The sequence below is a fragment of the Pectobacterium cacticida genome, assembly GCF_036885195.1.
GTDB classification, from domain to species: Bacteria; Pseudomonadota; Gammaproteobacteria; order Enterobacterales; family Enterobacteriaceae; genus Pectobacterium; species Pectobacterium cacticida.
Window position 1 is genome coordinate 2,453,716 of the sequence record NZ_CP133656.1, and the last position, 11,932, is coordinate 2,465,647.

An 11,932-nucleotide genomic window follows, 5' to 3' on the forward strand; every position below is an offset into this window, starting at 1 on the left:
CCATCACGACTAAAACCAATAAAAGCATAGAGATGCTAATAGTTATGCAAATCATACATAGCAGATGGGAATTTAGCAATTCACATTATCTGATGATATGCGATTATTATTATAAATTTCATATAGCTACAGGACTTACAGCATGAACAACCTCGTGGGGATTCTTGGCGGCATGGGGCCGGGCGCCACCGTTGATGCGATGCAAAAATTGATTAAGAACACGCCCGCGTATCGAGATCAAGACCACATTCCAATGATTGCCGTTTCGATTCCGGATATCCCCGACAGAACGAAATGTATACTTCAACACAGTGCGTCGCCGCTAAAAAAAATGCTGCAATATATGAAAATTCTCGAAGATGCGGGAGCGGAGTGCATTATTATCCCATGCAATACCGCGCATTATTGGTTTAATGAATTAAAACAGCAATGTCATGTAGAGATGCTCAGTATCATTGACGTCACTTGTCAGGCAATTAAGAACGCCAATACGACACGCGTCGCTTTATTGGCCACAACGGCGACAGTCAAGGCGAGAATTTATCAGGATAATTTACTCCGGCTTAATATAGAATGCTATACGCCGAATGACACTGACCAACATCAGGTAATGGACAGTATTTATGCCTATAAATCTGGTGACATAATCGGCGCCTACAATAAATTATTACCAATAAAAGAAAGCTTATTAGCATCCGGCGTTGAGAAAATTATATTAGGATGTACCGAACTCCCCTTAATTTTGGAGCAAGAAGTCAGATTCTCGCCGCAATATTACGTTGATGCGACAGAGGAATTAATTAAAAAAACAGTCGAATGGTATTTTCATCGCCACCCCAGAAATGAGATTGCGGCTTGATCGATACCCAATTATTTATTCTTGCGCCGTCATCGGTAACTGCCCATGAAACGACGCGGATAAGTTTGACGATCGCGAAAATGTCGCCTCCGCATACGCCGCCAAAGGCAGCGAGATAATCAGGCGACATGGGTGCCATCCCTGTTTAATGTGTATTTGTCCCTGAGCCAGCGATCTTTGGTTAACGGGGAGAGTCACGCCCGACCAGCGATTTCCATAATAGGCAGCGTTGGCGAGCTGAAGGATATTTTGTTAAGTCGATTCCATTTTACTTGTCAGCTGTTGCCCATCGTCTACTTCCCGCTCATTATGACAAATTAATGACATAGCATTGACACGGCGAACCATGATTAATGTGGCTTTGATTGACGATCACATCGTTGTACGATCTGGCTTTGCACAGCTACTGGCGCTAGAAGATGACATTCAGGTCGTTGGGCAATATGCCTCAGCGGCGCAGGCGTGGCCGCATTTACGCAAACAGTCGATTGACGTTGCCGTCATCGATATCGCCATGCCAGATGAAAGCGGCCTTTCACTCTTATCCCGTCTGCGTCAACAACGCCCCGATTTCCGCGCGATCATTCTGAGCATCTATGACACGACCGCCTTTGTACAAAGCGCGTTAGATGCTGGGGCGGGCGGCTACCTCACGAAGCGCTGCGGCCCGGAAGAGTTAGTGCAAGCCGTGCGCATGGTCAGTAGCGGCGGTCTGTATCTGTGCGCCGATGCACTGCATGCCATCCGCCATCGGCAGACGCCGCCAAAAGCGTTACAGGCGCTGACACCACGCGAGCGGGAAATATTCGGCTTGCTGATCAATGGGATCAGTGTCAAAGGTATCGCTGAACAACTCGATCTTAGCCATAAAACGGTTCATGTTCACCGCGCCAATATTCTCGGTAAATTACAGTGTGAATCCACAATAGAGCTGGTCCATTTCGCACTACAACACCAATTGCTGACCGGAAAATAGCTCATGCGCCGCCTGCATATCATCGGTATGACGCTGTTTCTGATTTTTTTCTACAGCCTGACCTGGCTAGCGCTATGGACCATCAGTTTCTATTTAAGCCATAACGGCCAACAGGCGACGCTACTCTTACCACAAGGGCTGCGCTTAGCATTAATGATTTTGCTACCGCGTAAATACTGGGCGACCTTGCTACTTGCGGAAATTGCTCTCCAGATCTGGCTTATCAGCGAACAGCTCATGGTGCGCTCCTTATTACTGTTATCTCCTTTTTTAAGCCTGATGTCGGCCGTTATCACTCATAAAATCTGGCATCGCCATACGATTTACTGGCAACGACTGCTACTGTTGCTGGCAGCACTGACGCTTAACACGCTACTACACGGTCTCGTCATCGGTCCCGGATTAGCGTCGCCGTCGACACAAACGCTACTGGCTACCTTTACCGGCGGCATCTTACTCGTCCCGTTCGTCTATTTGCTGTACGAATACATTAAGCAGCAGCACTTTCAGACGCTACTGGCACAAGAAATCCCCGATCCGCCGCTACGTACTTCACTGTTAATTTGGTGTTCACTGTTTTTCTCTCTCGGCGTTTGCCTGCAAATGGCGTTCACCCCGGAAATGGAACGTCTACTGCTGATCTTCGTGTTTCTACCCAATGTGGTAATGGCATATAAATTCGGCTGGCAAGGCGGGGTACTCTCCGCCGTACTCGGTAGCCTGATGATTACCGCCACTCGCCAAGTCAGCGGCGCCTTTAGCGATCTGCGTGAATTGGAGATTTTTCTCGCGACACAGGCCCTGCTCGCTATTGGGCTGGGGATCGCGATTAGCCGTCAGCAACAGCTAGCACAGCGGCTCCAGCGCTATCGTCATCAACTGGAACTGGAGTTGAAAACCCGGCGCCGGTTGATGGAGCGCATTATTCATACTGAAGAGGCGGTGCGTAAGGATATCGCCCGTGAGTTACACGATGACATTGGCCAAAACATTACCGCCATTCAGATTCAGGCCATGCTGGTAAAACACAGTGCCCCTGCCGATGCAGCTCAACGTGCCGCCGGACAAATTAGCGAACTGTCGCAACGCATCCACCAGACAACACGCCAGCTTCTGCGTCAGCTACGCCCCCCGGTGCTGGATGAGATGGTACTGGATAAAGCGCTGCATCACCTGGCGGGTGAATTTGCCTTCGCCGACCGCGGTATCCAATTTCAACTAGATTATCAGCTTCCCTCGCCGCCCCGAGATGAGGTGGTGCTGCTTACTCTTTATCGCCTGGTACAAGAATTACTCAACAATATTAATAAACACGCCTGCGCCACACAGATTACCGTCCGCCTTAGCCAGCAGAGCGAGTTGATTATGCTCGATGTGATTGATAATGGGGTCGGCCTCATACAGAAAAGCCATAGCGCGCCTGTCAGTGATAGCTTCGGTCTACGGGGTATTGAAGAGCGCGTCCAGGCGCTAGGCGGGAGTTGGTTGGTAAAATCTGTGGTCGACAACGGGCTAACTGTGCCACGGGGCACACACATAACCGTGAACCTGCCCGCAAAATTCAAACAAAGCGACGACTAACTAAGAATTATTCCTAGCTAACTAAAAGCTTGTCTCATCCTTTTTAATTTGCCGCGCCCTACCCTTATTTCAACGCAACGGAGAATCCCATGCAGGCAGCCATGTTTTCAAAGGGACCGCTTTCACCTACTCAAATCAGCCAGCGTTATCGCTACTGGCGGCCGCGATTGCTGATTTCTATGGTCATTGGGTATGCCACGTTTTACCTGACACGTAAAAGTATCAACTTCGTCATGCCGGTGATGCAGTTGGAGTTAGGGCTAAGCAAAGGCGATATCGGTCTGCTGGGAACGTTGTTCTACCTCTGCTATGGCGCGTCAAAATTTATTTCCGGCATCGTGTGCGATCGCACTCAGGTGCGTTGGTTTATGGGTGTTGGGCTGATGATTACCGGCGTGTTGAACATTTTGTTCATGTACTGCCAGTCACTCACCGGTTTGTTAATTGTCTGGGCATTGAACGGTTTCTTTCAGGGCTGGGGCTGGCCCCCTTGCGCCAGACTGTTGAGCAGTTGGTATTCGCGTAATGAGCGCGGCCTATGGTGGGGATGCTGGAATACATCGATCAACATCGGCGGCGCGGTGGTTCCTCTACTGGCGGGCTATTTGGCCGCCACATGGGGTTGGCAGTCGGCACTGCTGGTGCCCGGTATCATCGGCATTGCAATTGGGCTGTGGCTGTGTTGGCAACTGTGCGATAAACCGCAACAGCAAGGGTTACCAAGCGTCGGTCAATGGCGACGCGACGCGCTGGAACTGCGTCAGGAACAACAAAGCCCGCCCATGCCTATGCGCCAGATTCTGTACGAGGTGATTTGGCGTAACCGTACGATCTGGCTGCTTGGTTTTTCCTACATTCTGGTGTACCTGATTCGCATCGCCTTGAATGACTGGGGAAACATTTGGCTGTCGGAAAGCCACGGTTACAACCTGCTCAGTGCAAACGCCACACTGTCGCTGTTTGAACTGGGTGGTTTGCTGGGGGCATTGTTTGCTGGCTGGGGATCCGATCTGCTGTTTCGTGGTCAGCGCGCACCAATGATTTTACTGTTTGCTTTCGGCCTGTTCTTAACCATGACTGCGCTATGGCTGGCACCGATTCACCACAACGCATTACTTGCCGTCAGTTTCTTCAGTATCGGTTTTTTTGTTTTTGGACCACAAATGTTGATCGGTCTGGCTGCCACGGAATACAGCCATAAGGACGCAGCAGGCACGGTGACGGGATTTCTGGCGTTGTTTGCCTATCTGGGAGCAGCGTTGGCGGGCTGGCCACTCGCTCAGGTGTTGCAACACTACGGATGGTCGGGCTTTTTTACTCTACTCGCATTGGCATCTGCCTGCATTGGGCTGCTATTAATGCCGCTGCTAATGGCAGGCGTCAGCCGTCGGGAACGTTTGATGACATCAAAATAGCTATAACAACAGATAGATATCAACATAGGAAAATACCATGAAACTTTGTACCTTAACGACGCTTATCATCGCCGGGCTGACCGTTGCCTCTATGACTACCACCGCTCGCGCCGAAGGACGTCTGGTCATCTACTGTAGCGCCACTAACGCCTTCTGCGAGGCGGAAGCCAAAGCGTTTGGTGAGAAATACGATGTAAAAACGTCCTTTATCCGTAACGGCTCGGGCAGTACCTTGGCAAAAGTCGACGCGGAAAAGAAGAATCCTCAAGCTGACGTTTGGTATGGCGGTACGCTGGATCCGCAATCTCAGGCTGGAGAAATGGATCTGCTGGAACCCTATCAGTCTAAAAACCTCGATCAGATCATGCCGCAATTCCGCGATCCCGCCAAACGCAAAGGTAACTACTCATCTGCGGTTTATGTTGGCATTCTCGGCTTTGGCGTCAACACCGAGCGGCTAAAAGAGAAAAACCTGCCCGTGCCACAGTGCTGGAAAGACCTGACCAACCCCATCTACAAGGGTGAAATTCAGATCGCCGATCCACAAAGTTCCGGTACGGCCTATACCGCGCTGGCGACTTTCTCCCAGCTTTGGGGCCAGGATCAAGCATTTGATTACCTGAAAAAACTGAATGCCAACGTGTCGCAGTACACCAAATCGGGTATTGCGCCAGCGCGCAACGCCGCGCGTGGTGAAACCGCCATCGGCATCGGCTTCCTGCATGACTATTCGCTGGAAAAAGAGAAAGGCGCACCGCTATCGCTTATCTCTCCATGTGAAGGCACCGGCTACGAAATTGGCGGCGTCAGTATCCTGAAAGGCGCGCGCAATATGGATAACGCCAAGCTGTTTGTTGATTGGGCGCTATCGAAAGAAGCACAGGAACTGTCTTGGAAGAAAGGCCAGTCCTACCAGATTCTGACTAATACCACCGCCGAAGCATCCCCCCTGTCGCTGAAATTGCAGGATTTGACACTGATCAATTACGACATGGGCAAATACGGCGCGGCAGATGTGCGTAAGGCGTTGATTTCAAAATGGGTTAACGAAGTAAAAATGGGGCAATAAGCGCGGTTCATTCCTTTTATTGATTGTAGAAACAACGGGAACACGGCGACTGCTTGCTCGCATTTCGCTTAACGCCGTGTTCTCAGCACCGCTGATTGACCATGACCCAATATGATTCATCGACCCATACCTGTGACGATTCAATCTCATAAAACAACGCGATAAAGCACCAGGGAACCTTATGTCACACATACTCACACTTTCACCGACGCCTAAGCGGGATCCTATATTCCTGTGGCTGGCGCTGATTGCGGCAACATTTTTGCTGCTGCCAGCGTGGAGCCTGGATTACGGCCTGCTGGATGCCTCACGCGATGAGCTGCTGGCCGCATACAGCTGGTCAAGCCTGAATATCAGCCTGCTGTGGTTTCTGCTCCCGCTGGGATTGCTTGCGCGTCCGCTGTTTACGCCCGGCAGGGAACAGCGTGGCCGCCACCGTTTTGATGCGGTGTATGCCTTGCTCTGCGCGCTTTTCGTGGTCATCAGCGCCACGCTCGAAGGGCGCGGCATGGGCTATGGCACGATAGCACTGTTTATCGCACTGAGTGCGATTATTACGCTAGCGCTCTCAAGGCTTGACTGGCTGGGTGGCGATCGCTTTGTCATCGGCTCGCTCATCAGCATCATCGCGCTGATCGGCGTCTTTATCCTTTATCCCAGCATCGCCATCTTTATCCCGATGTTTACCAACGACAGTGGCGAATTCGCGCCGCTGGCATTCATGCAGATTCTGAGTCAAACCCACATATTACGGGTGATCTGGAACTCATTTTTGCTGTCGGTTGCCGTCGGTATTGGCTGTACTTTTTTCGGTATGGTGCTGGCCATCTATACCTCGCGTATCGCCCGTCGCTCCGCGATTATCGGCCGCATTTTCTCCATCCTGCCTATCGTTACCCCGCCGTTTGTCGTCGGGTTAGGCGTAACACTAATGATGGGCCGCTCCGGTTACGTTACCGAGTTAATGGTGGCCTGGTTTGGCCTGACCAACACCAACTGGCTATACGGTTTTACGGGGATTTGGCTGGCACAGGTGCTCGCCTTTACGCCGATGTCGTTTATGATTCTCGAAGGCGCGATGAAGACCATTCATCCATCGCTGGAGGAAGCGTCATACACGCTGCGCGCCAACCGCTATCAAACCTTTCAACGAATTCTTCTGCCACTATTGAAACCCGCGCTGGCTAACTCATTCCTGATCGTGATCGTCCAGTCACTGGCTGACTTCAGTAATCCGCTGGTGCTGGGGGGGAACTTCGATGTACTCGCCACCCAGATTTACTTCTACATCACTGGCGCACAGTTGGATTATCAATCCGCCAGTACGCTCGGCGTGATCCTACTGCTGTTCTCACTGGCCGTGTTCTGCGTGCAATATCTGTGGATCGGCAAACGCTCCTACGTCACGATTTCCGGCAAATCCTATCGTGGTGATGTCCAACCGCTGCCCGTTTCGCTGGTGTGGCTCGTCTGCATTCTGCTCTACGTTTGGATAGCCTTTAATATTTTGCTATACGGTAGCATTTTCTACGGCAGCTTTACGGTGAACTGGGGCGTGGATTACACCCTGACGCTAGCGAACTTCAGCAAGCTGTTTGGACAAGGATTTAGCGACGGCGCATGGCCTTCCCTGCTGGATACGCTGTTGTTCGCAGGCATTGCCGCACCAATAACCGCGCTCTTCGGATTGCTTATCGCCTATATCGTGGTGCGCCAACAGTTTTACGGCAAGAAAGTCATAGAGTTCTCCACCATGCTGTGCTTTGCCGTGCCAGGCACCGTTGCCGGCGTATCTTATATTCTGGCCTTCAATGGCGCGCCCGTGTACTTAACGGGAACAGCCGCGATTGTCATCATTTCGATGGTGATGCGTAATGTGCCGGTCGGTATCCGTGCGGGTATTGCCGGGCTGGGGCAGTTGGATAAATCGTTGGACGAGGCTTCGCTTAGCCTGCGTGCAGGCTCGATGCGCACAGTTTTCTATATTCTGCTCCCGCTGTTGCGCCCGGCCATTTTATCCGCGCTGATTTACAGCTTCGTGCGCGCTATTACCACCGTCAGCGCCATTATCTTCCTGGTTACGCCAGATACCCGCGTCGCCACGTCTTACATTCTTAACCGCGTGGAAGACGGCGAATACGGTATGGCGATTGCCTACGGTTCCATCCTGATTGTGGTCATGCTGGCCATTATTTTCCTGTTCGATTATGTAGTCGGCGAGGCGCGGGTTTCCCGCTCAAAAGCCAAGAATAGTGACTAAGCGGAGTGATTACCTTGAATACTGAAAAAAACTTTGTTGAACTGAAGCACGTCACTAAACGTTTCGGCAACAACACCGTCATTGAAGATTTGAATCTGGCGATCCCACAGGGAAAGATGGTCACGCTGTTGGGGCCTTCTGGCTGTGGCAAAACCACCGTGCTCCGTGCCGTTGCCGGGCTCGAAAAACCGACGGGAGGGCAGATTTTCATTGACGGCGAAGACGTCACCGAGCGCTCAATCCAGCAGCGTGATATCTGCATGGTATTCCAGTCTTACGCCCTCTTCCCACACCTTTCTCTGGGAGAAAACATCGGCTACGGATTGAAAATGCTTGGTCGCCCGAAGACAGAAATCCATCAACGCGTTAAAGAAGCACTGGCACTGGTCGACCTGGAAGGGTTTGAAGATCGCTACGTCGACCAGATTTCTGGCGGCCAGCAACAGCGTGTCGCTCTGGCGCGCGCGCTGATCCTTAAACCGAAAGTCCTGGTGTTCGACGAACCGCTGAGTAACCTCGACGCTAATCTGCGCCGCAGTATGCGCGAGAAAATCCGCGAGCTTCAGCAGCAATTCGATATCACGTCGTTGTACGTCACGCACGACCAAAGCGAAGCCTTCGCCGTATCGGACATGGTTCTGGTGATGAACAAAGGCAAAATCATGCAGTTGGGCGCACCGCAGGAACTCTATCGCCAGCCCGCCTCCCGCTTCATGGCCAGCTTTATGGGCGATGCCAATATCTTCCCCGCTACCGTCACGACAGACAGCGTGAACATCTATGGCTATCGCATTCCGCGTCCGCAGGGTTTTGCCACCGGATTAAGCGAATCGACCGTCGGTATTCGCCCGGAAGCCATCACACTCAGCCATCAGGGCGAGGAGAGCCAGCGCTGCACGATCACGCAGATTGCCTACATGGGGCCACAGTACGAAGTGCAGGTGGACTGGCACGGACAGTCGATGCTGTTGCAGGTTAATGCCATCCAGCTTCAACCTAATCCGGGCGACAGTTACTTTCTGCAAATTCATCCTTACGGTATGTTCGCCCTACCGGAACAGTAAACATAGGCAACTATATACTTGAAGTATCCGCGCCAATATTTCTTTCCGCCAACACCAGCGTTGAGGCTGCTACCGTTTCAGCCGCCTCAACGCCACTCTCGACGAACAAACGCGCACGGCCAAATCCTTATCCCGCTCGACAACGCACGAGAAAACATCGTAACTCGTAAAAAATTTCGACAAATTGCCTATTCTCTCACCGAACAGCACGATTTTAGATTTACAGCTTTGACATACCTTAGGCCCAACGCTATCATGCGCCCCGTTCACACGATTCCTCTGTAGTTCAGTCGGTAGAACGGCGGACTGTTAATCCGTATGTCACTGGTTCGAGTCCAGTCAGAGGAGCCATTTTAGAGAAAGCAGACGTTCACTGACGTCTGCTTTTTTGCTTTTTATCAATTGGTTATCCTCTTCTTCAGGTTCGCCCTCGTTCACCCAAAAACACTCGAAGCCATACCCTTTTGCTGGTAAAAATACGGGTAAAGCTGGTTCGATTTCGTTTTTACCAGCAATCGGAGGGAACCGTCATGTTACTTACTGATTCCACAGTGAAAAATGCAAAGTCTCTTGAGAAGGAATATAAGCTGACAGACGGCTTTGGTATGCATCTGTTAGTGCATCCTAATGGGCCTAAATACTGGCGCTTGTCTTATCGTTTCGAAAAGAAGCAAAAAAGCTGTTAGCTACAGGAGTAGATCCCAGCGCCAAAAAACAGGCTGACAACAAAATCGTTCAGGAACGACGTAACAATACCCGCGCTTTCAAAACAGTTGCCAAAAGTGGTTTGCCACCAAAACCACATGGTCGGAAGATTATCAGCGTTCTGTCTGGACACGGCTGGAAACTTATCTGTTCCCTGATATTGGCAACAAAGACATTGCTGAACTGGATACCGGCGATCTGCTGGTTCCCATCAAAAAGATAGAGAAGCTGGGCTATCTGGAAATCGCTATGCGGGTGAAGCAATATGCCACTGCCATTATGCGCTATGCCGTCCAGCAAAAGATGATCCGTTTCAACCCTGCCTATGATTTGGAAGGGGCAGTTCAGAAGCCACAGACGGAACACCACCCCGCTATCAAACTGGAAGAAATACCTACTCTGCTGGAACGCATTGAAGGCTATAAAGGCCGTAGCAGGCTGACGCAACTTGCGATAAAACTCAATCTACTGATTTTTGTTCGCTCCAGTGAACTCCGCTTTGCCCGATGGTCAGAGATCGATTTTAAAAGCGCTTTGTGGGTTATCCCTGAACAACGTGAGGCCATTGAAGGGATCAAGCATTCAGGCCGTGGTGCTAAAATGCGCAGAAAGCACTATATTCCTTTGTGTAGCCAAGCCTTAGCCATTTTGGAAGAGCTAAAAGACCTTACCTATGACGTTAACGGTGATGACGGCTTTATCCTGACTGGCTGTTATGATGCAATGAAGCCTATGAGTGAAAACACCATCAACAAAGCACTGCGTAAAATGGGCTATGACACCAAAACCGACCTGTGTGGTCATGGTTTCCGAACGCTGGCGTGTAGTGCCTTAATTGAATCAGGGATCTGGCCTGAAGATGTGGTTGAAGTTCAAATGAGCCACATGGAAAAGAACAACGTTCGCGCTGCCTATACCCACAAGGCCAAACACCTTGAACAACGCCGCCTGATGCTGCAATGGTGGGCTGATTTTCTGGATGCTAACAGCAACGGTATGGTGAGGCCGTTTGAGTTTGGGCAGAAAGGAGCGATTTAAGGCTAAGGATGGCTGATGTTCCATCCCCACAGATGCAATCTGACAGATATCTGCATAAATAGTAGACACCTGTCAGATTAGCTCTAATTTAATATATTTAAATATGCATAATTAATATTATCACACCCGCACTGAAAACTCAGGAGCATGGAAATCCATAGCCATGAGTTTTCCTGTTTTATATTTTTCTTCTAAATATCGAAGCCGAGGATCATCATAAGCAGCTAGACTTGGTCGATTCATTTTTGGAATATCCTTATCAAGGATATAAGCCTTATTTGATTTTTCCTCTTCAAGAGGATCACGGATAGCGTTGCCGAAAGGAGTAAGAATGCCAGAGTTTTTTATCTCAGCATAATTATTTGACAATGGGTTAAGAACCACAAACAGAGTTACATTCTCATTAACAACACTAGCTATAATAGCAGCATCTATTTCATTTTTTCTTTTATTAAATTCCGACTCTCTATAAAAATAGCATTTCTTGCAGTGATCATTCCCGCCAGACTCCATTATATTGGTTGTTCCGCATAATGTATCAAAAGCCATTTCAATTTTAGCTGAAAGATTCATACCTGTTACAATAAATAGTAATATCTTGAAGTCATGTGGTTTATCAATGGCTGATGATGAAAGCTGTTTTGATGCATCACTAATTATATTGGCCATAGAACGGTCTCGACCAAGAGTTGCTAAATCCATATACACCCCACCTTCTGATAAAACACGTTCTCTTTCATTCTCCTTATTTTTATCATCAAACTTCATTTTAGCCTCAACTAATGCTGAATGATCATTTAACTCAATAGAAAAATCCGCTTCTTTTTTATCAGACGGAGGGATTATATTAACTTCATAGCCTAAATCTTTCAGTAAAAAATAAGCCACATGATCGGATTCGTTTCTGAAATCAGGTAATGCATCAGTCATGTTTATTTCCTTCTAAAAAATCAGTGACGTTACAC

Annotated in this window: 8 protein-coding genes, 1 tRNA gene and 1 pseudogene; 9 read left to right on the top strand and 1 reads right to left on the bottom strand. The window is 49.6% G+C overall.

Annotated elements, in window-relative coordinates; genetic code table 11:
• The first annotated feature begins 142 nt into the window (after positions 1–142).
• The 9 genes and pseudogenes from RFN81_RS11350 (at position 143) to RFN81_RS11390 (ending at position 10,967) form a co-directional block, all read left to right on the top strand.
• Positions 143–859 (top strand): aspartate/glutamate racemase family protein, encoded by a 717-nt coding sequence (locus RFN81_RS11350; RefSeq protein WP_264495953.1) that lies wholly within the window; start codon positions 143–145, stop codon positions 857–859.
• A 346-nt stretch (positions 860–1,205) separates the two neighbouring features.
• The gene (locus RFN81_RS11355; protein WP_264495954.1) at positions 1,206–1,835 is read left to right on the top strand and encodes a response regulator transcription factor; all 630 of its coding nucleotides are present in this window, start codon (positions 1,206–1,208) and stop codon (positions 1,833–1,835) included.
• 3 nt (positions 1,836–1,838) lie between these two features.
• Positions 1,839–3,416 carry an MASE1 domain-containing sensor histidine kinase gene (locus tag RFN81_RS11360; protein WP_264495955.1) on the top strand — a complete coding sequence of 526 codons (1,578 nt, stop codon included), beginning with the start codon at positions 1,839–1,841 and terminating at the stop codon, positions 3,414–3,416.
• A gap of 89 nt (positions 3,417–3,505) precedes the next feature.
• Positions 3,506–4,831: an MFS transporter family glucose-6-phosphate receptor UhpC gene (uhpC, locus tag RFN81_RS11365; protein WP_264495956.1), complete on the top strand. Its 1,326-nt coding sequence runs from the start codon at positions 3,506–3,508 to the stop codon at positions 4,829–4,831.
• Between the two features lie 37 nt (positions 4,832–4,868).
• Positions 4,869–5,900: an ABC transporter substrate-binding protein gene (locus RFN81_RS11370; RefSeq protein ID WP_264495957.1), complete on the top strand. Its 1,032-nt coding sequence runs from the start codon at positions 4,869–4,871 to the stop codon at positions 5,898–5,900.
• A 181-nt stretch (positions 5,901–6,081) separates the two neighbouring features.
• Entirely contained in the window at positions 6,082–8,160 is a 2,079-nt protein-coding gene (locus tag RFN81_RS11375; RefSeq protein ID WP_264495958.1) for an ABC transporter permease, read from the top strand.
• Between the two features lie 5 nt (positions 8,161–8,165).
• A complete protein-coding gene (gene fbpC, locus RFN81_RS11380) occupies positions 8,166–9,224 on the top strand; it encodes a ferric ABC transporter ATP-binding protein (protein WP_264495959.1) in 1,059 nt (352 codons plus the stop codon).
• Positions 9,225–9,499: 275 nt separating this feature from the next.
• Positions 9,500–9,575: transfer RNA gene (locus tag RFN81_RS11385), tRNA-Asn, on the top strand.
• A 179-nt stretch (positions 9,576–9,754) separates the two neighbouring features.
• Positions 9,755–10,967, top strand: a pseudogene (locus RFN81_RS11390) (tyrosine-type recombinase/integrase).
• 120 nt (positions 10,968–11,087) lie between these two features.
• Here the strand turns inward: RFN81_RS11390 and RFN81_RS11395 are convergent.
• Entirely contained in the window at positions 11,088–11,897 is an 810-nt protein-coding gene (locus RFN81_RS11395; protein ID WP_264495960.1) for a hypothetical protein, read from the bottom strand.
• Positions 11,898–11,932 lie beyond the last annotated feature (35 nt).